Raw genomic sequence first — 24,131 nt, 5'->3', positions numbered from 1 at the left:
TACGGCGCCGTCGACGTGCTGGTCGTCAACGCCACCGGCCCGCAGCCGGCCATCGCTGTCGAGGACCTCACCTGGCGGGACCTTCTCGACCAGCTGGAGTTCTTCGTGAAGAGCCCGACCCTGCTGGTGCAGGCGGTTCTCCCGGGCATGAAGGCACGCGGCCGGGGCCGGATCATCAACATCGGATCCGACCTCTTCGAGCGGGCCGAACCCGGCCTGTCGGCGTACTCGTCGGCCAAGGGTGCGCAGCTGGGCCTGACCCGGACGTGGGCCCGCGAGCTCGGCCCGCACGGGATCACCGTCAACCTCGTCGCGCCCGGCTGGATCCCGGTCGAACGACATTCCGCAGCGACGGCGGAGGAACTGCAGGCGTACGCCGACGAGGTGCCGCTCGGGTACCTCGGGAGCCCGGCCGATGTGGCCGCCGCGGTGGTGTATCTCGCCTCCGACGGGGCCGGCTTCGTCACCGGGGAGCGGCTTGCCGTCAACGGCGGTCACGTCATCGCCTGAGCGGTCCGAAGCCTTAAAGTGTTGACCCGTGGCCACCTGGGAGGACGTCCGTCGGATCGCGCTGGCGTTGCCGGAGACGAGCGAGCAGGGCTCGTGGGGCAGTCCGAGCTGGCGGGTGAAGGACAAGGGGTTCGTGTGGGAACGGCCGCTGCGACGAGCTGATCTCGACGCCCTCGGCGACGATGCCCCGGACGGGCCGATCCTCGGCGTACGCGTGGCCGACGTCGGCGTCAAGGAGGCGCTGGTCGCCGACGACCCCGCCGTCTTCTTCACGACACCGCACTTCGACGGCTATCCAGCGGTGCTGGTGCGCCTCGAGCGGATCGCCGTCGACGAGCTCGACGAGCTGATCGTCGACGCGTGGCTCCTGCGGGCACCGAAACGGCTGGCCAAGGAGTACCGCGACACCACCGGCTGACGCCCGGTCAGCCGGCGCGGCCGAGCACGTGGCGGAGCGCGGGTTCGAGCTCGGGATAGCGGAACTCGTGGCCGGCATCGAGCAGCCGCCCGGGGATGACGCGCTGGCTGGCACCGGCGAGCTCGGTCGACCCTTCGGTGCCGAGGATCAGTCGCGGGCCGGCGGACGGGACGGGGAGCAGCGCGGGTCGGTGCAGCACCCGGGCCAGGGTGCGGGTGTATTCGGCGTTGCGCACCGGGTGCGGAGCGACCGCGTTGACCGGTCCGGACAGCTCGGGGTCGACGAGCGCGCGGTGGTAGACGTCGACGAGGTCGTCGATACCGATCCATGAGTGCCACTGCGTGCCCGACCCGAGCCGGCCGCCCAGACCGGCGGCGAACAGCGGGTAGAAGATCTGCAGCGTGCCGCCCCGCGGGGACTGCACGATTCCGGTGCGGACGTTGACGACGCGGACGCCGGCATCGCGGGCCGGCGCGGCCGCAGCCTCCCAGTCGGCGACGAGGTCCGCGAGGAACCCGGTCCCGCCGCCGTCGGCCTCGGTGAGCTCCTCGTCGTCGCGGTCCGGTCCGTAGAAGCCGATCGCGGAGGCCACCACGAAGCTGAGCGAACCGTCTGGCGCCCGGGCGGCGAGCTCGGCCAACCGGCGCGTGGGCTCGATCCGGGTGTCGCGGACGGCGCGCTTGTGGTTGTCGGTGAACCGCCCGGCGATGGAGACACCCGCGAGGTGCACCACGGCGTCGACTCCGTCGAAGAGGTCCGGCGCCGGGTCGTCGGGCCGCCAGGTGCGCTCCGTGTCGTCGGTCGCGGCCCGCCGTACCAGCCTGATCACCCGATGGCCGCCGGTCGTCAGGAAAGCCGCCAGCGCCGACCCGATGAGTCCGGAGGAGCCCGTCATCGCCACCGTGAGGGGCTGTTGCCGGAAGCGGGCGGCCCGTCGGTGGGCGGCCAGGTCGTCGGCGAGTTGGCGATGGCGGTAGAGAAACGTCGAGCGGAGCAGCGAGGCGGGGACGGGGGTGTCGACGCGGTCGGTGACCCGCGTCGCGTCGGCGCCCTGCTCGGCGAACTCGTGCGTGTGGCGCCACGGCAACGGCAGGGAGATCAGTTCGTCCACGAACCGGTACGGCGGGTTGTAGCCGCTGTGCTGGGCCACCCATCGGATGCCCGGCGTCACCGAGAGCACCGCGCGCCCGTCGCGCAACGACGATGCCTCGCTGACGACCCGGATCGGCTGCCAGGGTGGACTCAGCCGGGTGATCGCGCCGGGCCGTTCGTGCCAGGCGAACACCTCCGTCAGCGGAGCGCCGACGACGCTGGAATGGACGATGCCCATCAGCCTTCTCCACCACGGTCGGCGACGGGTGCCGCGGCCCGGCGACCGGCCCGGGCCGCGGAGGAGGTGACGTCGGCGAACTCGCGTATCGCGCCGGTGACGTCGTCGAGAAAGGTCAGCACGGTGCGCGACTCGTCCGGATCGAGCCGCTCGGTGATGAGGGCGAGGGAGTTCAGGAGTGGGGCCAAGGTCGCGCGGACCTCGGTGCGGGCGGACTCACTCGCGTGCAGGGTGATGCGGCGGCGGTCGCTCGGGTGATTGTCCCGGCGCACGTGACCTGCAGATTCGAGGCGGTCGACGAGTGCTGTGGCCGACGCGGAGCTGATCCGCAGCCGGTGGCTCAGCTCCACCGGGCCCATGGGGGCAGGGCTGGACGTCAACGCGTCCATGGCGGCCAGGTCGGTCTCGCCGACCGCCAGTCGGTGGGCCATGGCCGTCTGCATCTCGCGGCCGGCCTGCATCAGTAGCCGGATCGCGAACGCGATCTCCCGTGACGTGCTCGGCGTTCCGGACGGTGCAGTCACCCCTGCAGCCTAGTGACTCGCCCACCGAGACACCCGCTATATATCGCTAGACTGTCTTGCTACCGGCGAGGAGATTTGATGGCCCGCACAGCGATCGCGCTGTTCACCCGGGACCTTCGGGTGCGTGACAACCCGATGCTCGCGGCCGCGGCCGCTGCCGACCACGTCCTGCCGCTCTTCGTGCACGACGACGCCATCTCCGACCTGGGGTTCGCCAGCCCGCCGCGGGCCCGGTTCCTTGCCGGAGCGCTCGCCGACCTCGATGCCGAACTCCGGCGCGCCGGTGCCGGGCTCGTCGTACGCCGGGGGCGGCTCGTCGAGCAGGTCTGCCGGCTCGCCGAGGTGACCAACGCGGCCGAGGTGCACCTCTCGGCCGACGTGAGCGGCTACGCGCAGCAGCGGCAGGCCCGACTCGCCCGGGAGCTCGCGGCACAGGGCCGCACCCTGCGCTGCCACGACGAGGTGATCACCGTCGTCGGCCCGGGACGCATCACCCCCACCGGCGCCGACAAGGACCATTTCGCGGTCTTCACGCCCTACCTCCGGCGCTGGCTGGCCACGCCACGTCGCCCGATCACGGCGGCGCCGCGGCGGCTGGTGCTGCCCGCGCTGCCGGCCGGCGGCGAGCAATCCACTGAGCCATCCATCGGGCCATCCACGGGGCCGACGACGGGGCCCGGGATATGGTCCGGCGGCGAGACCGAGGGTCGACGGCGTTCCCGTCGCTGGCTCGCCGCCCAGGTCGGCGGCTATCACGAGCGGCACGACGACCTGTCCGGTGACGCCACGTCCCGGCTGTCGCCGTACCTGCACTTCGGCTGTCTTTCGCCGCTGGGTCTCGCCACCCGGGCGGCCGGGAAGACCGGCCCCGGCGCCGAAGCCTTTGTGCGGCAGCTGGCCTGGCGGGACTTCTTCCACCAGGTGCTGGCCGCCCGGCCTACCGCGGCGAGCGAGGACTACCGCTCGCGCGGCGGCCGGTGGCGCGATGACGAGCAGGCGCTGCGCGCATGGCAGGAGGGGCGCACGGGCATTCCGATCGTCGATGCGGGGATGCGGCAACTGCTCGCCGAGAACTGGATGCACAACCGGGCCAGGTTGATCACCGGCAGCTTCCTGACCAAGACCCTCCGCCTCGACTGGCGGGAGGGTGCCCGGCACTTCTTCGACCACCTCGTCGACGGCGACGTCGCCAACAATTGCCTGAACTGGCAGTGGCTGGCCGGCACCGGAAACGACACCCGGCCCAACCGGGTCCTGAACCCGGTCCGCCAGGCGGCACGCTACGACCCGGACGGCGACTACGTGCGTCGGTGGGTACCCGAACTCGCCGACCTCGAGGCTCCGGCCATCCATCGCCCCTGGCGGCTCGACGCCGGAGACCCGCGCCGCCGGGGTTACCCGGCGCCGATCCTCGACCTCGACACCGCGCGCCCCCGCCTATCCTGAGCGGAGCATGTCCACCCCACCATCGCCGCCGTCGCTCGCAGATCTCGGGACGCGACTCGGCTCGTTGACGCTGCGCGACGAGGTCGCCCTCGGTCGTCGGCTCGAGCAGATCCGCCGGGTCCGCCGGCCCGCCGCCCGCGACCGTGCCCTGAGCGAGGCGGCGGAACAGATCACCCGCGCCGAAGGCCGGGTGGAACGTCGTCGGGCGGCGCTCCCGACCATCAGTTACCCGGCGGAGCTTCCGATCAGCGGTCGACGCGCTGACATCGCCGACGCGATCGCCGCCAACCAGGTGGTCATCGTGGCCGGCGAGACCGGTTCGGGGAAGACCACGCAGATCCCCAAGATCTGCCTGGAGCTCGGCCGCGGCGTTCGCGGGATGATCGGGCACACGCAGCCCCGTCGGATCGCGGCCCGCACCGTCGCCGATCGGATCAGCGACGAGTTGCAGACCCCGCTCGGGGGAGCCGTCGGCTACGCCGTCCGCTTCACCGACCAGGTCAGCGACACGTCGCTCGTCAAACTCATGACCGACGGCATCCTGCTCGCGGAGATCCAGCGCGACCCGCGGCTGCTCCGCTACGACACGTTGATCATCGACGAGGCGCACGAGCGGAGTCTCAACATCGACTTCCTGCTCGGTTATCTCACTCAGCTGCTGCCCGAGCGGCCCGACCTGAAGATCATCATCACCTCGGCGACCATCGATCCCAAGCGGTTCTCCGACCACTTCGGCGGTGCGCCGATCGTCGAGGTGTCCGGGCGCACCTACCCGGTCGAGGTCCGCTACCGCCCCCTTGTGGTCGAAGGTCCCGCGCCGCAGGACCCGAACGACCCCGATGACCCGGACGGCGACGAGGTCGGACGGGTGGGGGTGCGCGACCAGGTCGAAGGCATCATCGACGCCGTCCGCGAGCTCGGCGCGGAAGGGTCCGGCGACATCCTCGTCTTCCTCAGCGGCGAGCGGGAGATCCGGGACACCGCCGACGCGCTCCGGGCGTTGCGGCTACCCGGTACGGAGGTGTTGCCGCTCTACGCCCGACTGTCGACCGCCGAGCAGCACAAGGTGTTCGCGGCCCACGACACACGGCGGATCGTCCTCGCGACCAACGTCGCCGAGACCTCGCTCACCGTCCCCGGCATCCACTACGTCATCGACCCGGGCACCGCGCGAATCTCCCGGTACAGCCACCGGACAAAGGTGCAGCGCTTGCCGATCGAGGCGATCTCGCAGGCATCGGCCAATCAGCGCGCCGGCCGTTGCGGACGGACGGCCGACGGCATCTGCATCCGGCTCTATTCCGCCGAGGATTACGCCGGCCGCTCCGAGTTCACCGAGCCGGAAATCCTGCGCACCAGCCTCGCCTCGGTGATCCTGCAGATGACCGCGCTCGGTCTCGGCGATCTCGAGAAGTTCCCGTTCGTCCAGCCGCCGGACCGGCGCAGCGTCCGCGCGGGAATCCAGCTGCTGCAGGAATTGGGCGCGCTCGACCCGGAGCAGCCCGATCCACGCCGCCGGCTCACCGACATCGGCCGCCAACTCGCGCAGCTCCCGGTCGACCCGAGGCTCGGTCGGATGATTGTCGAGGCCGGGCGCGAGGCGTGCGTGCGTGAAGTCCTGGTGATCGCGGCGGCGTTGTCGATTCCCGATCCGCGGGAGCGGCCCGCCGACCAGCAGGAGGCCGCCGCCCAGAAGCACGCGCGGTTCGCCGACGAGCATTCCGATTTCGTGAGCTTCCTCAACCTCTGGACCTACCTGCAGGACCAGCGGAATGAGCGGTCGGGCAACCAGTTCCGCCGGATGTGCCGGGAGGAGTTCCTGCACTACCTGCGTATCCGGGAGTGGCAGGACCTCGTAGGTCAGCTGCGGCAGATCGCGAAGTCCCTCGGCATCACCGAGTCCGACCAGCCCGCCGATCCCCAGCGGATCCACTCCGCCGTACTCTCCGGGCTGCTCTCGCACGTCGGGCTTCGGGCCGGCGAATCACGCGAGTATCAGGGCGCACGCAACGCGCGGTTCGTGCTGGCACCGGGATCGGTGCTCACCCGACGTCCACCACGGTGGGTGGTCGCGGCGGAGTTGGTCGAGACGGGCCGGCTCTACGCCCGGGTCGCCGCACGGGTCGACCCGGGACAGGTCGAGCGGCTTGCCGACCACCTTGTCGCCCGGATCTTCAGCGAGCCGCAGTGGGACCGCAGCCGCGGGGCGGTCATGGCCCTCGAGCGGGTGACCCTGTACGGCGTACCGCTGGTCGCGGGCCGCCGGGTCAACTACGGCGGGGTCGACGCCGAGATCTCGCGGGAGCTGTTCATCCGCCACGCACTCGTGGAGGGCGACTGGAACACTCATCACGAGTTCTTCCACGACAACCGGGCGATGTTGGCCGAGGTCGCCGAACTCGAGGACCGCACCCGCCGGCGCGATCTGCTCGTCGGCGACGAGGAGCTGTTCGACTTCTACGACCGGAGGCTGCCGCCCGAGGTGGTGTCCTCCCGCCATTTCGACAGCTGGTGGAAGAAGACCCGCCGCAGCGACCCGCAGCTGCTCACCCTCCGCCGCGAGGACCTGCTCGACCCGAAGGGCAGCGCGGCCGATGCGCAGGATCACCCGGACGTCTGGAGTGAGGGCGGCCTGTCGCTGCCGGTCAGCTACCGGTTCGAGCCCGGAGCCGAGGACGACGGCGTCACCGTGCATGTGCCGATGGATGTGCTCGCCCGCGTCGGTGGCGCCGACTTCGGCTGGCAGGTGCCCGCGCTACGGCAGGAACTGGTCACCGCGCTGATCCGGTCGCTGCCCAAGCAGCTGCGGCGGCGGTTCGTCCCGGCGGCCGACACCGCGCGAGCCGTGCTGAACCGGCTGACGCCGGGGCAGGAGCCGCTGCTCGACGCGGTGCAGCGGGAGCTGCACCGCATGACCGGCGTCCTCGTGCCGCGGGACGCGTTCTCCTTCGACCGGGTGCCGGAGCATCTGCGGGTGACGTTCGCCGTCGAGGACACCGGCCGGCACGTCGTCGCGCGGGGGAAGGACCTCGACGCGTTGCGGTCCGACCTCGCCGGTCAGGTGCGGGAGACGGTCGCGGACGCGACGGGGGCCGGCGTGGAGCGCGACGGGCTGCGTGACTGGCCGGAGGATCTCGACCCGTTGCCGCAGGTCGTCGAGCAGGTGCGCGCGGGTCACACGGTGCGTGGGTATCCCGCCCTCATCGACGCCGGCGGGACCGCGGCGGTCCGGGTGCTTGCGAGCCAGAGCGAGCAGCGGGCCGCGATGGCTTCGGGTACCCGCCGGTTGCTGCGCCTCGTCGTACCGTCCCCGGTTAAGGCGCTGCGACGGGGACTCGGGACCCGCGCCCGGCTAGTCCTGGGCATGAATCCCGATGGGGGAGTCGGCGAGCTACTCGACGACTGTGCGGACGCCGCGGTCGACGCGATCGTCGCGCGGCATGGCGGTCCGGCCTGGGACCGCGCGTCCTACGGTGCCCTTCGCGACGCGGTGCGCGCGGAGCTGCCGCAGCTGGCGCAGGATCTCGTAGCGCATTGCGAGCGGATCCTCGCTGCCGCATCGGAGGTGCGCGCGGCGCTTCCCGCGCCCGCTCCGCCGACCCACGCCGACGCGGTGGCTGACATGCGGGCTCAGCTGGATTCTCTTCTGCCCCAAGGATTTGTGACCGCGACAGGCGTCACGCGTCTGCCGCATCTGGTGCGCTACGTCAATGCCATCGGCCGTCGGCTGGACAAGCTGCCCGGGGCGGTCGAGGCGGATCGCACCCGGACGCTGCAGGTGCGGCAGGTGCAGCAGGCCTACAACGATCTGCTCGCCGCCCTGCCACCGACGCGGGCCGCCGCCGCCGACGTACGCGACATCCGCTGGATGATCGAAGAGCTTCGTGTCAGCCTGTTCGCGCAGCAGCTCGGTACGGCGCAGCCGGTTTCCGAGCAGCGGATCTATCGCGCCCTCGACGCCGTCACGCCGTAGGTTGGCGGACGGTGGCGACGGTGTCCAGCCCGGCGAGCGAGATGACCGGCGCGACGATCCCGTCGGCGGGCACGATCAGCGTGAGAGCGGCACGGTGCGTCCACTCGAAGAGCACCTTGATCGCTGCGCTGTCGAGGTAGGTGGTCGCCGACAGGTCGACGGTCAGCCGGCTGCCGTCACCGAGGGCCGCCCCCAGGGCTCCGGAGAACTCGTCGGCGTTGGCCAGATCGATCTCGCCGGTCACCTCCACCGATGCAGCGACGTCGTCGGTGGGGCGGCTGGTGTGGAACTCGGCGGTCATCCGGCCGCTGCCCTGGTCAGCAGATCCTTGGCCATGCGCACCGAGGTGCCGTGCTCGTCGTGCACGAGCGCGACGTGGTCCATCAGCGCCCGCATCATCATCAGGCCGCGGCCCCGGTTTCCGCGATCCGGTTCGGGGGTCTTCCACGACCCGGTGTCGGTGACGACCACGCTGAGTCGGTCTCCCGCCAGCTCGGCAGTGATGCGCACCGGCGGGTCGGCCCGGGTGAGCCCCGCATGCTCGATGGAGTTGGTGCAGGCCTCGCTCACCGCCACGAGAACAGCATCACGGTTGGCCGCGGCGGCGCCGATGCCATTCAGCCACGCGCGCAGGTCGTGCCGCATGTCGGCCAGCTCGGCCGCGGCGACCGGAAGATCGCGTCGCAGTGGACCGATCGTCTCGTAGCGGTAGATGAGAACGGCGACGTCATCCTCGTATCCATTGATCGGCATGAGCTCGGCGAGCAGCCGGTCGGCCAGTTGGTCGGGCAGCATCTGCGGATCCTGACTCAGCGTACGTCGGGCCGTGTCGATCCCCACGGTCAGCGGCTCGCCGCGTCGTTCGATCAGGCCATCGGTGTAGAGCAGCAGCGTTGCCCCTGGTGCCAATGTGGCGGTCGCCTCCGGTCGGGGTGCCGTCGGCAGCGTGGCCAGCGGCAGCGAGCGCGCCTCATCGAGCAGGCGCGCGCCGGTCGCGTCGGCCGAGAGCACCGGCGGAGGGTGCCCCGCGCTGCTGTAGGCGATCGTGCCGGTGGCCGGGTCGATGGTCGCGCAGAACACGGTGGTGCACGCCGCATCGGGGATGCGGTGGGCGAAGGCGTCGAGTTCGTCGAGGACCTGTCCGGGGTGCCCGGTCCGCAACAGCAACGCCCGACAGGCGCTGCGCAGTTGTCCCATGACGGCTGCCGCTGCGAGCCCGTGACCGACACAATCGCCGACGACGACCCCGATCTGCCCGTCGGCGAGTTCGGTCACGTCGTACCAGTCGCCACCGATGTCGAGCGGCCGGACGGCCGGCTCGTATCGGGCCGCGAAGCCGGGAGGCAGGTCGGTCGGGGCGAGGATTGCGTGTTGGAGCGTCAGCGCAACCTCCCGGGCCTGGTCGTAGCGGCGCGCCCGGTCGAGGGCCTGGCCGAGGTTGGCGACCAGGAGTTCGAAGAGCATCTCGGTCTCGGCGCTCAACAGGCTCGGGTCGCCGAGATCCAGCCACACCGCGGCGTCGCCGTTGCTGCCGAGCGGCGCTGTCACACCGACCACCCGGACCGAGTCCTGTGCGGGCGCCTCCACGCGCATCCGGCCGACCGGGTCGTGGCGGGCGGTCTCGAGTGCGACGCGGGTCGATTCGGACAGAGCGGCCCAGGATTCGACCGGCTGCGCGGCGACCATCACCACCTCGGCGGTCTCCGACGGCCAGACGGCGGCGACCGCCTGCACCGCATCGAGGGCGGTCTGCAGTTCCACCAGGCCGATACCGAGCACCTCGGAGACGCCGGTCGCGGTCGCGAGGCCCTCGACGAACGACGCGACCGCGGACTCCCGCTCGGCGGCCGCGCGAGCGGCGGTGACGTCGCGCAGTGTGCCGACGATGACCTTGCCGGTGCGGTCCTGATCCGGAATCGCGTGGATCGTGGCCGCTGCCCACACGAGCCGCCCGTCACGATGCTGCAACGGCACGATGAACTGGCCGGCCTCGCTCTGCAACGCCTCGGTGGCGGCGGATTCGAACAGTTGCCGGTGATACGGGTCGTCGGAAAGCCACGGGTAGGGCATGTCGTAGGGGGCGCCCTCGGGTCCGTAGCCGGTGATCTCGCCGAAGGTGGTGTTGACCTCGACGACGGTGCCGTCCGCGCCGGAGACGAACAATCCCTCCTGGAGTGAATCGACCAGTGCGCGGCGGAACTCCGACTCCCTCGTACGCACCCGGGCGAGCTCGAGGTTGGACCGCACGCGCGCGACGAGTTCGGTCGCGGAGAAGGGCTTCGGCAGGTAGTCGTCCGCGCCGGCGCCGAGACCTTCGACCGTCGACTCCTCCTCGGCCCGCGCGGACAGGAAGATGACCGGTATGGCCGCGGTCGCCGGGTAGGACCGCAGCTCGCGGAGCAGACCGAACCCGTCCAGCTCCGGCATCATGACGTCGGAGAGCACGAGGTCGGGTCGTTGGGCCTGGGCCATCCGCAGGCCGGTCCGCCCGTCCGCCGCCTGCAGCACCCGCCAGTGGGGTTCGAGCAGCCGTTTGAGGAACGTGCGCAGGTCACTGTTGTCCTCGACGATCAGCACGCTCGCCCCGGCGGTCCGGCCCGCGCCGCGGGTGTGCTCCGAGATGTCCTCCTCCCCGGTTTCCCACTGCAGGGCCTCGTCCATGTACTGCAGTGCCATAGACCCCCGCGGCGCTTCGGGAGACGACGCCGTCGCGGCGCCGTAGGGCAGGTGCACGGTGAAGACCGCACCCTTGCCTTCGCTGGACGCCACCTCGACCGTGCCGTCGTGCAGCCGGACCATTTCGTGTACCAGCGCGAGCCCGATGCCGGCGCCCTCGTGCGACCGTCCGCCGCCGCCGCGCACCCGGTGGAACCGTTCGAACACCAGTGGCCGCTCCTCGGCCGGGATGCCGATGCCGGTGTCGGCGACCGTCAGCTCGACCCGGTCGGCGCCGGGGTCGTCCTGCAGGCTGATCTCGATGCTGCCGTCCCGGGTGTATTTCACCGCGTTGGAGAGCAGATTGAGCAGGACCTTCTCCCACATGTCCACGTCGACCGAGACGGGCCGGGGGAGGGGCGGGCAGACGACGCGCAGTGCCAAGCCGGCTCGTTCGACGGCCGGCGCGAACGACTCGACGATCTCGGTGGTGAACCCGGAGAGATCGACCGCCGTCATCTCCGGATGCAGCCGACCCGCCTCGATCCTGGCGAAGTCGAGCATGTCGTCGACAAGTCGGCGCAGCCGCCCGGCGTTGCGCCGGATCACCTGCATCCGTTCCCGCTGGCTCGCGGGGAGGGGGCTCGCGGAGTCGGCCAGGGCATCCTCGGCTGGGCCCGCGATCAGGATCAACGGCGTACGGAATTCGTGGCTGACGTTGGCGAAGAATTCGCTCTTGGCCCGGTCGAGCTCGGTCAGCGCATCAGCCCGGCGCCGTTCGGCCTGATATGCCAGCGCCTCCGTGGCCGCGGTCGACACCTGCCCGGCGACGAGCTCGAAGAAGGTCCGGTAGTCGTCGTCGAGCGCCCGGGTCGGGCTGACCGCCGTGACCAGGACGCCCACGGGTCGGTCCCGACCGGCGGCGGTGATCGGCAGCACCATCGCGTCGTCCGGCGGGATGTCACCCAGCGGAGTGCCGTCGAGCGGGCCGGGCGACGCGAGCAGCACTCCCGGATAGCGACGGCGCAGGCCGGTGGCGAGACCGGCCGGGCCCGCGTGCGGCTGTTCGAACGCCCGGCCGACCTCCGGCTGCGGCAGGGTCGGCATCGGTGCCACGCCCTGCGAGCCGATCCCGAATCCCCCGACCGGCCGGAGGACACCGGTGTCCTCGTCGACCAGATATGCCACGGCGGCGGGCACGTCGGAGGGCTCTGCTGAGAGCACCTCGAGGCCGGTGGTGAGCACTCGCTCCGGCGTCGATGCGTTGGAGGCGGAGATTCCCCCGAGCTTGCGCAGGGTGTGCAGCCGGCGCTCTCCGATGACTCGCTCGGTGTTCTCGCTCACCGCGGTGAAGACGCCCGACACGGTGCCGTCCGCTGCGTGGATCGGGCTGTAGGAGAAGGTGAAGTAGGCCTCCTCCCAGTAGCCGTGCCGATTCATGGGCAGCAACTGGTCCTCCGACCAGGTGGCCTCACCGGTGGCGACGACCCCGTCGAGCATCGGCCCGATGATCGGCCAGAGCTCGGCCCAGACCTGCTCGCCGGGGGCACCGATGGCCGGATGCTTCTCCCCGAGCATGGGCAGATAGGTGTCGTTGTAGAGCATCCGGAGCTCGGGACCGCACCACAGCAGGATCGGGAACTGCGAGGTCAGACAGATTCGGCAGGCCGTTTTCATGCTCGCCTGCCACTGTTCGGACGGACCGAGCGGCGTGGCGGCCCAGTCGAATGCCCGCATCGCGGCGGCCATCGCACTGTTTCCGGCGAACGGTGACGATCTGTCCTGTTCGGGATCCTCGATGGGCCGCTGACGGGTCACCGGGGCTCAGACCTGCCCACGCCGAGCCATGCGCCACCCACCACCCTGTGGACGATACGTCAGGTCACCCATCCTGGGTGATCCGCGGTCGCCCGGGAGAGCGGCAGCATCGCAGGCATGACGAATAACGAGGTCGCGGGGGCAAAGCTCCAGGTCGACAGGCGATTGCTCACCGCGTCGGCCGTGCTCATCGGCGTCGGCGGCGCACTCGGGTTCGCGGGGATGATGCTCGGGGGCAGCATCGTCCTCACCGCCGGGCGGAAATGGATGCAACAGATGGATGCGTCTCCGCGCGAACTGGCTACTCTGAAGTGGCAGCAGGCCAACGCGGCCTCCCGGGCCGGCAAGCAGGCGTGGCAGGCGGCGAGTTCGTAGCTATCGCAGCCCGTCACGACTCCGTCACCGGGCCGCGGTGGCGGAGGATTGGGGAAGCGGTGGCAGAACGCCTCGATAGATACCGCTGGGTGACTGGCAGCCGTCGCGCCGTCGTGGCCGCCGAGCTCCGAGGTCGCTACGAGCAGGGCCAGTCGATCCGGCAGTTGGCCACCGCGATCGGACGGTCCTACGGGTGGGTGCACGGGCTGCTCCGCGAGGTCGGAGTGCCGCTGCGCGGCCGAGGCGGTCCGCGCCCGCTGCCGCGCAAGAAGCCCGCCTGAGAGCCGCGGTCCGCTCGCCTCATACGGCGCGGGAACCGACCAAGACCACGAGCAGCAGCGCGACGGGAAGCGCCGGCGCCGCTGTCGGGACATGGACGACGAGCAGCGTGGCGACCGCCGCTCCGACGATCAACGCGGCGAGAATGACCAGGCTGCGCCGCTGCAAGCGGCCGTCGGTGACCAGCGTCGCAAGGATGCCGGCCAGAGTCCCGGTCAGGTAGGTCGTGGACAGCCCGCTGATTCCGATCGCGCGCACCGCGCCGGTCTGCACCCCCATCGCGGTCGCGGCCAGGAGCAGCAGGACGACTTGCACCGTCCCGTCCGGCCGGCCGCCCCGCACGGCCCAGCCGACGAAGAAGCCGGCGAGGAGAGCCAGTTCGACGGCGAGGGCGGCGCTGACCCTCGGTGGCCAGCGACCGGAGGCGCGTGCCGGCGGTCCGGTGATGACGCCCGCGAGCAGGACGCCACCCACGAATCCGGCCACCGCGACCGCCACATGGATCGCGAGGGCACCGTCGGCCCTGCCCGCGGACACGCCGAGCAGCACCAGGTTGCCGGTCATCACGCTCGAGAAGACCTCGCCCAGGCGGGTGAAGGTGATGGCGTCCATCGCCCCGGTGACCACGGTGAGCGCGACCGAGAACGTCAGCCCGAGGGTGAGCGGCGGGCCGCCGTCACGGTTGGCGTCGATCCCGCCCGGACCCGCCATTCCTGGAGGATGCCAGCATCTGCGCCCCGGGCGGCGCCGCCACGTCCGAGAGCCGACTCTTCCGCGGAAAGCACGCGACGCCGACCACCACGGGATTACCGTTGCGTTGCGGGCAAATGCGATCTTGGATCGCACCCGGGATGAGGGGGATGCCGTGCCCAGCGTGACGGTTCAGCGCGAGAATGTGACGTCCGACGAGGCGATGGAGGCCCTGCGGACCGAACTCGGCGATCATTACACCCTGACGAGGTCGGGTGGATCGGGCGACGTCTTCAAGGTGAAGACGAGCACCATGGCCTACGCCACGGTGCACGTCCATCGGGAGCCCGGCGCCACCAAGTTCCGGGTGAGCGGTGGCGGAATCATCATCGGCCGCATCATCAACGAATTCGGAATCGCCCGCCGGGTCGTCGTCGCGATCAAGCAGTCTCCCGGACTGGCCGGTGACAACTAGCCCTCCGGCGGCGTCCGACGCACCCCATCCTTCGTCGCACAACGGGGCATCGACCGGCGGCCCGGCCATCAGCGTCAAGGGTCTGCGGATGCGCTACGGCTCGCACGAGGCCGTCCGGGGCATCGATCTCGAGATCGCATCCGGCGAGGTGTTCGGATTCCTCGGCCCGAACGGTGCCGGGAAAACGACGACGATCGAGATCCTCGAGGGCTACCGCAAGCGCAGCGCCGGCGAGGTGAGCGTGCTCGGAACCGACCCCGGGAAACCCACCCGCGCATGGCGGGAGCGGGTCGGACTCGTCCTACAGGAATGTGAACTCAACCCGGTGCTCACGGTCCGCGAGACGCTGGACTTGTTCGGCAGCTTCTACGAGCATCCACGCCGCATCGACGAGGTGGTCGCGCTGGTCGGATTGCAGGACAAGATCGGTGCCCGGCTCGGCACGCTCTCCGGTGGCCAACGCCGTCGGGCCGACGTCGCCGTGGCCCTGATCGGCGATCCCGACCTGGTGTTCCTCGACGAACCGACCACCGGCTTCGACCCGACGGCGCGGCGAGACGCGTGGAACATGATCGAAGGGTTGAAGGATCTCGGAAAGACCGTTTTCCTCACCACGCACTACATGGAGGAGGCCGAGCACCTCGCCGACCGGGTGGCGATCCTGCGTGCCGGCCAGATCGTCGCGACCGGCGCACCGGACGAGCTCGGGATCGGCGACGCGGGCATCACCCGGCTCAGCTTCCGGCTGCCGGCCGGCGTACCTCTCGACGAGGTCCGTACCCAGGTCCCCGACAAGCTCGACGTGTCGGGGAACATCGTCACCATCGACGCGTCCGATGCGCAGAACACCCTGTGGCGGTTGACGTCGTGGGCGCATGGAGCGAATATCAAGCTCGAGGGGATCGAGGCGCGCCGGCCGAATCTCGAGGATGTCTTCCTCGAAGTCACCGGGGAGAACCCACATGCGTGACTTCCGGATCCTTGGCATCCAGGCCCGCTACGCGATCACCGGGACGCTACGAAGCCCTCGGATCATCTTCTTCGCCATCATTTTTCCGATCGTGTTGCTGGTCCTCTTCAACTCGATCTTCGCGAGCGGCGACAACAAGACCACGCAGTTCGCCGGTGGCACCATCTCGACCGCGGCGTATTTCACCGCCGGCCTCGCCGCCTACGCGATCATGCTCCAGACCTTCTCCGCGCTCGCCGTCTCGTTGACGACGCAACGCGAGTCCGGAGAGCTGAAGCGGCTGCGCGGTACGCCCATGCCGTCGTGGACCTTCATCGGCGGCTACATCCTCCGCTCGATCATCCTGGTCGTGGTGATGGTGGTGGTGCTCTTCGCCATCGGCGTCGGCTTCTACCACGTGCATCTGACCGGAGCCGGCATCGTCGGGATCGCGGTCTACGTCATCGTCGGCACGTTCAGCCTCGCGACGCTCGGCATCGCGATCACGACGATCACGCCCACCGCGGAGGTCGCATCGACGGTCGGACCATTCACAGCGGTCATCCTGTCCTTCATCTCCGGAGTCTTCATTCCGGTCGCGACCCTGCCCAACTGGCTCGAAGCGGTCGGTCGTGTGTTCCCGCTCTACCACCTCGCCGAGGGCCTGCAGCGCAGTGTCGCGTCGGTCGGCGGGAACACCGGGCTCTCCGGGACCAACCTCGCGGTGTTGGCCGGCTGGGGAATCGTGGGCCTGCTGGTGGCGGCCCGCACCTTCCGCTGGCAGCCTCAAGGCGTGACCGCCTGAGCCCACGGACATCCGTGGTTGACGTGCCTGGCCGTGCCGCGCGATATTACGGCGGTATCGGGAGGCGATATCGCGATGTCGGATCGGGTGTCGGAACTGCTGCTGAAGGCCGTGCGGCTGCTCGAGCAGGATGAGCAGGATGAGGTCCTGCGGGGGTTGCTCCGAACGGGCCGTGCGCCCGACGCGGCGCCGGGCGGCGTCCCCGTGCGTCCGATGTCGAGTGCCGATCGGACGGCCCGCGTGGTCGACCTCTTCGGCGCCGACCCGGGCGGGGTGGAGGGTGGGCTGAAGGTACTTCCGGTGCGGCTTCCCGCCGGCGACTACGACCGGTTGCGGGACTGGTCGCGGCGGCAGGGGTTCAGCATGGCGGTCGTGATCCGGACCCTGCTGGAACGGTTCCTCGACGAGCAGGCGCCGTCGGTTGCCCCCTGAACGTCGGGTCGTACTCCGTGACCGGGGAGCCGGCCGTCCCGGCTGGCTCATGCGTCGACACAGACCGTGGCCTGGTGGTCGTCGGTCGCCGCCGGTTCGGTGCTCTGCGGCGGTTTCGGTGCGCGCAGGGTGACGGCGGCGACGATCGCGGCCGCAGTGAGCATGGCCGCGCCGATGCCCCAGCCGAGGTGGTAACCGCTGACGGCGGCATCGGCGGCCGACGTGCCATGTGCGGTGAGGTCGCTGGTCGTGGCCGCGGCAACGGCCGACAGGACGGCGATACCCAAGGCGGCGCCGATCTGCTGGGAAGTGCTCAGCAGCCCGGATGAGGCGCCGGCTGCGTCGGGGGTCGTCTCGGACATGGCGGTGGACATGATCGCCGGGATGGCAGTGCCGCCGCCGATGGCGAACAACAGCATGCTGGGCAGCACGTCGACCGCGTAATGGCTGTGGGTGGGAACGAAGACGAGCAGGAGCAGGCCGAGCGCGACGGTGAGCAGGCCAGGGACGATGAGGATGCGTGACCCGGTGCGCTGGCTGATCCGGGGATAGACGGCCAGGGAGAGTACGGCGATGCCGGCGGCGATGGGCAGGATGGCAATGCCGGCCTGGGCAGGCGTGTAGCCGAGAACGTTCTGGAAGTACAGCGTCACCATGTACTGGAACCCGAGCATCGAGCCGGCGAGGATGGCCAGCGCGAGGTTGGCTCCGATCACCGGACGCGAGCGCAGCACCCGCAGCGGCACCAGGGGCCGGTCGACCCGGCTCTGTCGGAAGGCGAACGCCGCCAACAGAACCACCGCCGGGACGACCATGATGCGTCGACCCGGATCAACCACGGCCAGGATCGTCGCGCCGATCCCGGCTACCAGCACCAGCGCGCCGACGTAGTCGGCTCCCCCGCGCAGCCCGGCGGCGGCTTCTCGCTGGAGGACCCGATGGCCGATCAGCAGCATCACCAGACCGATCGGCACGTTGATGAAGAACGCCCACCGCCAACCCGCGAGGTCAGTGACGACGCCACCGAGAAAGAGTCCTGCCGACGCGCCGGCAGAGGTCATGAAGGCATAGATCCCGATCGCCCGGGCGCGCGGCGCGGGGTCGTCGAACAGAGACACGATCATGCCCAGCGCGACCGAGGAGGCCAGGGCCGCTCCGGCGCCCTGGGCGAAGCGCGCACCGACCAGCGCGGTGGTCGAGGGAGCCAACCCGCAGACCAGGGACGCCACGGTGAAGAGGGCCAGGCCGCCCAGCAGGACGCGGTGGCGGCCGATCAGGTCACCGATACGGCCGGCGAGCAGTAGCAGGCTGCCGAAGCTGACGAGGTAGGCGTTCACGACCCACGACAACTGGTGGGCCGTGAAGCCGAGGTCTCGCTGGATGGAGGGGATGGCCACGTTCACGACGGTCTCGTCGAGCACGGTCATCATCGTCGCCGCGCACAGAACTGCCAGCGCGGCGAGTCGCTTGCCGGTGAATGCGGGGTTCGAGGTCATGGACCGGACGCTAGCAGATCGTCTATTGATAGACAATCCTGTGATGTTCGATCAGACTTCTGGGGGGTCATGGCTGGACTCTGTTGGCGCCCGAGGTCCCGTGAGACACATGGAGTGCGGAGCAAGGAAGGACGTCACGGAAGGAGAGAGTTTGATGGGCAGCGGTGACCAGAGCCGGGTATGGCTGGTGACGGGTGCGTCGGGCGGTCTCGGGCAGGCCATCTGCCGGGCCGCCCTGGACATCGGGGATCGGGTGGTGGCTACGGGACGAGACCGGGAGTCCCTCGACTCGTTCGGGGCCGCAGACGACCGACTGCTCATCCGGTCTCTCGACGTGACCGACCCAGCGGCGTCTCACCGCGTGGTCGACGACGCGGTCGCCGCGTTCGGTCGCATCGACGTCGTCGTGAACAACGCCGGCTACGGGCACTTCGGTGCCGTCGAGGAACTCTCGGACGCCGACATCAGACGCCAGTTCGACGTGAACTTCTTCGGGTTGGCGACCGTCACACGCGCCGCTCTACCGCACCTTCGGCGCCAAGGATCTGGCGTTCTCGTGCAGATGTCATCGCTCAACGGCGTCATCGGCATGGCGGGCGGGGCCTACTACTGCGCGAGCAAGTTCGCCGTGGAGGGGTTTTCCGAGTCATTGGCGCAGGAGGTCGGGCCGCTGGGCATCCAGGTCATGCTCGTCGAACCTGGTCCGCATCGGACACACTTCGCGAGCAGCGGCGCGCGGCTGGCCGAAGCGATGCCCGACTACGCAGCGACCGTCGGCGTTGCGCGCGAAGCGTTCGCGAGCATGGATGGAACCCAACCCGGCGACCCGCATCGTGCCGCAGACGCAATTGTCGATGCGGTCAAGTCCGGCGAGCCGCCGATGCGCCTTACCCTCGGCAGAATGGCGATCGACGCAGTCCGCGACAAGCTCGAGGATCAGGTGTCGGGACTCAAATCCTGGGGAATGGCGACGGAGTTCGAGTAGTCGTTCCCTCGAGGAAGACAGTGTCGGCGAGTTGCGCCAGCGCCGATGCGGTAGCGCTACCGTCTTCCGCCGTGTAGACGAGCATCGTCGCGCCGCTGGTGAGCGAGACATCGAACGCCTCGTAGGTCAGGTCGAGGCGGCCCACCCGCGGATGATTCAGAATCTTGCGCCCGGCAACCTTCTCGAAGACGTCCAGCCGCTGCCAGCAACGCTCGAACACGGTCGACTCGGTCAGCAGGTCTTGGACCAACGCGGCGAGCGCCGCATCGGCGGGGAATCGCGCCGCATTGAGTCGCAGCACATCGGATACCTCCTGAACCAGCGCCTCCCACTCCGGGTAGACATCGTGCGCTGAGGGATCGAGGACGATGCGTCGCGCAACATTGCGCTGCTGCGGCGGCAGGTCGGCGAGCGCCGGATCGAGAGCGGCACCCATCGCATTCCACGCCAACACCTCGCACCGCCGACCCAGAACCACAGCCGGGTTGGGTGACACCGCGTCGAGCGTTCGCAGCAGCCCGGGACGTAGTGCCTCATCGGTTGCTGACTCCGGTTGCCGTCCACGTGCCCGGTCGGCGAGTACGCCGAGGTGTGACCGCTCAGCCGGGTGTAGGCGGAGCGCTCGGCTCACGGCATCAAGTACCGCGTCGGACGGCAGCACCCGACCCTGCTCGAGACGTCGCAGGTAATCCCGGGTGACTCCGGCCGACGCGGCGACCTCTTCCCGCCGTAATCCGGGCACCCGCCGGTTTGCCGCTCCTGCTGTTGCCGCGGGCGGCTGCCGGCGGTCGCGGCGACTACGGAGAAACGAGCCCAGTTCTCTTTCCGGCGTCATGGCACCCTGAAATCTAGCCGGTCGCATGCTCGCATTGGGCGACGCCTCGACCGTCCACTAACAGATGGTGTGGTCGTCGATAATCCACTAGAACCGGACTAAGCTGGGCGGCATGCCCAGCGACGTTCGTACGCCACCCTCCGTCGATCTCTCGATGCTCCTGAACCAGGCCGCCTACGCCGTCACGGTCCGGCTCGGTGCCGCCCTGGCCGAGATCGACATGTCGGTGAAGGTCTACTGCGTGCTGATGAAGGGCGTCGAGGGTGACTTCACCCAGGCTCAGCTCGCCGAGCGCGCGTGGATGGACAAGACCACGATGGTCAACGTTCTCGACGAGATGGAGCGGAGCGGACTGGCGATTCGCACCATGTCACCCACCGACCGTCGAGTGCGCGTCGTCGCCATCACCGCGACGGGTCGTTCGCAGCTCGCGCGGGCCGACGCGCTCGTTCAATCCACCTATGACGACGTGCTCGACGGTCTGTCCCGTACCCACAAGTCGGAGTTTCTCTCCGCTCTTTCCGCTCTCGTCGACGGCCCGCTCGCTGCTCCGTTCCACATGGAGGAACAGCTGCCCCGCACCCGCCGATCCAGGCGCTGAACGGCGTGGCTGCGTTTCGCAGCCCGCAGGTGATCCTGCTCAGCGACGACCTTCCTCGGGCCGCCGCCTTCTACGAAGGCCTGGGCTTTGTCGAGACGTTTCGTACGCCGGCCGACGGTGGACCAATCCACGTCGACCTGGCCCTCGATGGCTACCGGATCGGCATTGCGTCTGGCGTTCTCATCGCCTGGGTCGCCGACCCCGACGCCAAACCGGTGCAGATCGTCCAGGAGCTGTGAGCTGTCCCTCACGACTCGGTCATGCGGTAGGTGAGTACGACGATTCCGCTCGTCAACGGCTGGGTGGCGACAAGCTCGAGCTGGGCGAGGTCACCGTCGCGGTAGAGCAGGTCGCCCGGTCCGCCGCGCCCGACGAAAAGCGGATGGACCCAGAGCCGTAACTCATCCACCAATCCGTGGGCGAGCAGCTCGTAGGACAACTGCCCGAAGCCGTACTGGACGATGTCGTGACCGGGCTGCCGCTTGAGCTCGCTGACCTGGGTGATGACGTCGTCGGCGATGACCGTGGTGTTGGTCCATTTCGGGTCGGTGAGCGTCGTGGAGACGACGTACTTGCTCATGCTGTTGATGCGGTCGCTGAGAGGGTCACCGGAGCGGGCCGACCACACAGGGGCGAAGCCCTCATAGGTGCGCCGGCCCATCAGGACGGCATCGCAGGCGAAGAGCAGCTCGGACTGGATCCGTCCGCCGGTGCCGTCATCGGGCGGCATCGGCCAGTCCTGCGGGTTCTCGATCACTCCGTCGAGTGAGATGTACGTCGAATTGATGATCTTTTTCATGCCGTCATCTTCGGGGGCGACCAGGCGCCTGTATTGAACGAATTGGACCTCGCCGAGCCGCATGGTGGCGTGTAAGAGTTGAAGTCGGCGGTCACCGGCTCTGTCGGCCAACGCCCACCACGGGTTCGCCGGATGAGCTCGATGCCGGCATTGATGCCCTGCACATCGTCATCCAGGTCGGCGCGGCTGATCGCTCGGGCGCGGATGTCGTCGTATTCGAGATCCTTCGGTGCCAGCCACCCGGCGGGCAGGTCGAGGCGCTTGACCAGACCGTGGTAGTCCATGACCTTCTCCTCGTCGCGTTGAGCGCGCGTCCAGCGTTGTTGTTCCATCTAGGGGTGCGTGGTGCGCGGGTGCGCGACGGCTACCTCTCACCGTCGCGATGTTGCGCGTCGGTGGCGCGGTTCGGCACGGTGTGGAGTATCGCGGTCACGCTGATGTCGACTTGGTCGGCGGCGTCCTGGTGCCTGGCCAGCTCTTCAGTGATGGCCTGCAGGTGTGCGGTGATGCGACCGAGGGTCGCTCGATCGACGGTTGTGCGCTCCTGCACGACGTGCACGTCGGCCTTGGCTCTAGACGCTGCGGGCACGTCTGCGAAGGCGGCCCGCGCCGCGTCGAGGCTCGCCTCGATGATGCGCGCATTGCCCTGGCGGCCGAGTTTCGGTCCGAGCTGGAACCGTTGGGCCGCGGCCCGGTAGTACTTCTCGAGGACGCCGCCTTTGGGGGTCTGGGCGGCAAGGTTGATGAGACCGGCGCGACTGAGTTCGAGGACATGGAAATGCGTCTTCGAGGCCGGCTCGCCGAGCGCGTCAGCAAGCTGCTGGTTGGTCATGCGGTCCTGACCCAGGGCCTCGACGATCCGCAGTCGCAGCGGGTGGGCCAGGGCCTTTATCTGGGCCGGAGTGTTCAGATACATCGTGTCCATCGAGGATCCTCGATCGATCGTGGTCTCTTGACAGATTAGCCGCAAAGAGCCTATCAAGTATTACCGATCGATCTGTTGATCCCGATGGGATGGAGGTGGGCCGTGTCCCGGCTGGCTCGGCTTGCTGATCCGCTCCGGCACCGGGACTTCCGGCTGTTGTGGATCGGGCAGACCGGGTCGGCGGTCGGCAGCGTGTTCCAGTCCGTGGCGTTGGCGTGGCTGGTGCTCGATGTGACCGGTTCGGCACTCGCCCTGAGCGGGGCGCTGATGGCGATCGCGGTACCGGGGATGGCCACCACCCTGATCGGCGGTGTGCTGACCGACCGGGTTGACCCGCGGCGGGTGATGGCGTGGTCGGACGGCGTACGTGCCGTCACGATGTGCGCCCTCGCCTTCGTAACTGCGGATGGCCCCTCGGCGATGACAACGATCTACGTGTTGCTGGCCGTGTGCGGTGCGGCCGGCGGCGTCTTCGGCCCGGCCGCTGCGGCGCTGGTCCCCGAGCTGGTTTCGCCCGGCGCGTTGCAGTCGGCGAACTCCCTGACCCAGGCCAGCCCGCAGCTCGCCATGATTGTCGGCGCACCGATAGCCGGTGCGCTGGTCGCCTCCGTCGGCGCGGTTCCCGCGGTGCTTCTCAACGCTGTGTCGTTCGCCGCGTCCGCAGCGATCGTCCTGCGGATGGGTCGAACCGAGCCGACGCGGAGGCGCCCGACCGGCTCGATGCTCGCCGCCGCCCGGGAGGGGGCCTCCTTCGTACTCGAACAGCGGTGGCTGCTGACCCTGCTGGTGGTCGACGCATTCCTCGGCCTGGCCGCCATTGGCCCGCTCGCGGTCGGGCTGCCGCTCCTCGCCCGACAGAACCCGCAGCTCGGAGCATCCGGGCTCGGTCTGCTCCTGCTCGGGTTCGGTGCCGGCTCCCTCGCCGGGATGATCTACGTCGGAACCCGACCCACGCCGACCCGGCCGGGACGGCATTTCTGCCTCCTCAACCTCCCGCAGGGCTTGCTCCTTCTCGCCGCAGCGACGACGCCACTCCCGGTCGCCGTCGGGGCACTTGGGCTCCTCGGCGCGTTGAGCGGGATCGCCGTCGTCGTCTACCTTTCCCTCATCCAGCGCAACGTCCCCGACGCGCTCATGGGTCGAGTCATGAGCCTGGTCGGACTCTTCTCCTTCGCCCTCGTCCCTCTCTCGCAAGCCGTCTCCGGGCTGGTTGCCGACCGCGTCGGCGCGTTCGGGCTCTTCGCCGCCGCCGCCACCGTCATGACCCTCGCCTCTCTCGCTGGCCTCGCCAGCCGGCCACTCCGTCATACGGCAAGCCATTACCCGACGAGACGTCAGGAAGCGGTGTTGACCGACCACTAGAGCCGGCTTATTGAGCGCCGGTGGGACCGGAACGTTCTACGACCGGCTCGGCTTCAACCCCACGGCGAGTGGTTCCATGACGAGGTCGTCGGAGCCATATCCGTGGAGGACGCATGACGCATACCGAGCGGACGGTGCAAGACCACACCGCGGATGCCAGCGACGAGGTCCTCGCCCTCTATCAGCGATTCATCGCCCTCGCCGAGCGATGCGGACCGTTTACCTACCGCGTCACCAAGTCAGGGATCACGCTGAAAGGGACTCGACGTGGTTTCGCGGGAGCGGTACTCCGCAAGGCGGCACTAGGCGGCTACTTCGACATCACGCGGCAGATCACCGATCCCCGGATACTCAGGAGTTCTCCCTACGCCAAGCGGCTCTTCGTCCACCACTTCCGCATCGCGACGCTGGACCAGCTCGATGATGCCTTCGCAGGGTGGCTCGCCGAG

Annotated in this window: 25 protein-coding genes; 15 read left to right on the top strand and 10 right to left on the bottom strand. The window is 69.5% G+C overall.

What is annotated here, in order from left to right; genetic code table 11:
* Together VGH85_04750 and VGH85_04745 are read left to right on the top strand one after the other, a co-directional pair.
* On the top strand, positions 1-510 hold a 510-nt coding region (locus VGH85_04750), incomplete at its 5' end, for an SDR family oxidoreductase (GenBank protein ID HEY2173102.1).
* Between the two features lie 28 nt (positions 511-538).
* Positions 539-928 carry an MmcQ/YjbR family DNA-binding protein gene (locus VGH85_04745; GenBank protein HEY2173101.1) on the top strand — a complete coding sequence of 130 codons (390 nt, stop codon included), beginning with the start codon at positions 539-541 and terminating at the stop codon, positions 926-928.
* Positions 929-935: 7 nt separating this feature from the next.
* On the opposite strand, the gene VGH85_04740 is transcribed toward VGH85_04745, so the two are convergent.
* On the bottom strand, positions 936-2,258 hold the full coding sequence (locus VGH85_04740; GenBank protein ID HEY2173100.1) for a TIGR01777 family oxidoreductase: 1,323 nt from the start codon (positions 2,256-2,258) through the stop codon (positions 936-938).
* Positions 2,258-2,782: a MarR family winged helix-turn-helix transcriptional regulator gene (locus tag VGH85_04735; protein ID HEY2173099.1), complete on the bottom strand. Its 525-nt coding sequence runs from the start codon at positions 2,780-2,782 to the stop codon at positions 2,258-2,260. Before VGH85_04735 ends, VGH85_04740 begins: the two co-directional genes overlap by 1 nt.
* A 78-nt stretch (positions 2,783-2,860) precedes the next feature.
* On the opposite strand from VGH85_04735, the gene VGH85_04730 reads away from it, so the two are divergent.
* Entirely contained in the window at positions 2,861-4,228 is a 1,368-nt protein-coding gene (locus VGH85_04730; protein HEY2173098.1) for a deoxyribodipyrimidine photo-lyase, read from the top strand.
* Between the two features lie 7 nt (positions 4,229-4,235).
* A complete protein-coding gene (gene hrpA / locus VGH85_04725) occupies positions 4,236-8,201 on the top strand; it encodes an ATP-dependent RNA helicase HrpA (GenBank protein HEY2173097.1) in 3,966 nt (1,321 codons plus the stop codon).
* Here the strand turns inward: hrpA and VGH85_04720 are convergent.
* Complete coding sequence (locus VGH85_04720) at positions 8,191-8,502, bottom strand: STAS domain-containing protein (GenBank protein HEY2173096.1); 312 nt, start codon at positions 8,500-8,502, stop codon at positions 8,191-8,193. The two genes, hrpA and VGH85_04720, sit on opposite strands and share 11 nt — an antisense overlap.
* The gene (locus VGH85_04715) at positions 8,499-12,674 is read right to left on the bottom strand and encodes a SpoIIE family protein phosphatase (protein HEY2173095.1); all 4,176 of its coding nucleotides are present in this window, start codon (positions 12,672-12,674) and stop codon (positions 8,499-8,501) included. The genes VGH85_04720 and VGH85_04715 overlap by 4 nt, the downstream gene beginning before the upstream one ends.
* A 117-nt stretch (positions 12,675-12,791) precedes the next feature.
* Between VGH85_04715 and VGH85_04710 the strand changes: the two genes are divergently transcribed.
* On the top strand, positions 12,792-13,049 hold the full coding sequence (locus VGH85_04710; GenBank protein HEY2173094.1) for a hypothetical protein: 258 nt from the start codon (positions 12,792-12,794) through the stop codon (positions 13,047-13,049).
* Positions 13,050-13,138: 89 nt separating this feature from the next.
* Positions 13,139-13,330: a helix-turn-helix domain-containing protein gene (locus VGH85_04705; GenBank protein ID HEY2173093.1), complete on the top strand. Its 192-nt coding sequence runs from the start codon at positions 13,139-13,141 to the stop codon at positions 13,328-13,330.
* Positions 13,331-13,349: 19 nt separating this feature from the next.
* On the opposite strand, the gene VGH85_04700 is transcribed toward VGH85_04705, so the two are convergent.
* Entirely contained in the window at positions 13,350-14,039 is a 690-nt protein-coding gene (locus VGH85_04700) for a YoaK family protein (GenBank protein HEY2173092.1), read from the bottom strand.
* A 163-nt stretch (positions 14,040-14,202) separates the two neighbouring features.
* Here VGH85_04700 and VGH85_04695 point away from each other — a divergent pair, with 163 nt between their 5' ends.
* From VGH85_04695 to VGH85_04680, 4 genes are all read left to right on the top strand, one after another.
* A complete protein-coding gene (locus VGH85_04695) occupies positions 14,203-14,493 on the top strand; it encodes a hypothetical protein (protein ID HEY2173091.1) in 291 nt (96 codons plus the stop codon).
* A complete protein-coding gene (locus VGH85_04690) occupies positions 14,483-15,463 on the top strand; it encodes an ABC transporter ATP-binding protein (protein ID HEY2173090.1) in 981 nt (326 codons plus the stop codon). The genes VGH85_04695 and VGH85_04690 overlap by 11 nt, the downstream gene beginning before the upstream one ends.
* Positions 15,456-16,247: an ABC transporter permease gene (locus VGH85_04685; GenBank protein HEY2173089.1), complete on the top strand. Its 792-nt coding sequence runs from the start codon at positions 15,456-15,458 to the stop codon at positions 16,245-16,247. The genes VGH85_04690 and VGH85_04685 overlap by 8 nt, the downstream gene beginning before the upstream one ends.
* A gap of 75 nt (positions 16,248-16,322) precedes the next feature.
* Positions 16,323-16,679: a hypothetical protein gene (locus VGH85_04680; protein ID HEY2173088.1), complete on the top strand. Its 357-nt coding sequence runs from the start codon at positions 16,323-16,325 to the stop codon at positions 16,677-16,679.
* Positions 16,680-16,726: 47 nt separating this feature from the next.
* Here VGH85_04680 and VGH85_04675 read toward each other — a convergent pair whose 3' ends face one another.
* Complete coding sequence (locus VGH85_04675; GenBank protein ID HEY2173087.1) at positions 16,727-18,175, bottom strand: MFS transporter; 1,449 nt, start codon at positions 18,173-18,175, stop codon at positions 16,727-16,729.
* On the opposite strand from VGH85_04675, the gene VGH85_04670 reads away from it, so the two are divergent.
* Entirely contained in the window at positions 18,060-19,160 is a 1,101-nt protein-coding gene (locus tag VGH85_04670) for an oxidoreductase (GenBank protein ID HEY2173086.1), read from the top strand. The genes VGH85_04675 and VGH85_04670 overlap by 116 nt on opposite strands.
* Here VGH85_04670 and VGH85_04665 read toward each other — a convergent pair.
* Positions 19,126-19,995, bottom strand: a complete 870-nt coding sequence (locus tag VGH85_04665; protein HEY2173085.1) for a helix-turn-helix domain-containing protein — start codon at positions 19,993-19,995, stop codon at positions 19,126-19,128. The genes VGH85_04670 and VGH85_04665 overlap by 35 nt on opposite strands.
* A 112-nt stretch (positions 19,996-20,107) precedes the next feature.
* Between VGH85_04665 and VGH85_04660 the strand changes: the two genes are divergently transcribed.
* Together VGH85_04660 and VGH85_04655 are read left to right on the top strand one after the other, a co-directional pair.
* On the top strand, positions 20,108-20,596 hold the full coding sequence (locus VGH85_04660; protein HEY2173084.1) for a MarR family winged helix-turn-helix transcriptional regulator: 489 nt from the start codon (positions 20,108-20,110) through the stop codon (positions 20,594-20,596).
* A gap of 5 nt (positions 20,597-20,601) precedes the next feature.
* Positions 20,602-20,835 carry a hypothetical protein gene (locus VGH85_04655; protein HEY2173083.1) on the top strand — a complete coding sequence of 78 codons (234 nt, stop codon included), beginning with the start codon at positions 20,602-20,604 and terminating at the stop codon, positions 20,833-20,835.
* Positions 20,836-20,843: 8 nt separating this feature from the next.
* On the opposite strand, the gene VGH85_04650 is transcribed toward VGH85_04655, so the two are convergent.
* Genes VGH85_04650 through VGH85_04640 form a run of 3 tightly spaced genes read right to left on the bottom strand, consistent with a single transcriptional unit; the run spans position 20,844 to position 22,320 of the window.
* On the bottom strand, positions 20,844-21,395 hold the full coding sequence (locus tag VGH85_04650; protein ID HEY2173082.1) for a dihydrofolate reductase family protein: 552 nt from the start codon (positions 21,393-21,395) through the stop codon (positions 20,844-20,846).
* Positions 21,392-21,727: a hypothetical protein gene (locus VGH85_04645; protein HEY2173081.1), complete on the bottom strand. Its 336-nt coding sequence runs from the start codon at positions 21,725-21,727 to the stop codon at positions 21,392-21,394. The genes VGH85_04650 and VGH85_04645 overlap by 4 nt, the downstream gene beginning before the upstream one ends.
* 32 nt (positions 21,728-21,759) lie before the next feature.
* On the bottom strand, positions 21,760-22,320 hold the full coding sequence (locus tag VGH85_04640; GenBank protein HEY2173080.1) for a winged helix-turn-helix domain-containing protein: 561 nt from the start codon (positions 22,318-22,320) through the stop codon (positions 21,760-21,762).
* A 102-nt stretch (positions 22,321-22,422) separates the two neighbouring features.
* Here VGH85_04640 and VGH85_04635 point away from each other — a divergent pair, with 102 nt between their 5' ends.
* Complete coding sequence (locus VGH85_04635; protein ID HEY2173079.1) at positions 22,423-23,682, top strand: MFS transporter; 1,260 nt, start codon at positions 22,423-22,425, stop codon at positions 23,680-23,682.
* Between the two features lie 113 nt (positions 23,683-23,795).
* A partial coding sequence (locus VGH85_04630) for a hypothetical protein (protein ID HEY2173078.1) occupies positions 23,796-24,131 on the top strand: 336 nt, incomplete at its 3' end.

The organism is Mycobacteriales bacterium (assembly GCA_036497565.1).
Taxonomy (GTDB): domain Bacteria; phylum Actinomycetota; class Actinomycetes; order Mycobacteriales; family QHCD01; genus DASXJE01.
This window is presented reverse-complemented; position numbering and strand designations above follow the sequence as displayed.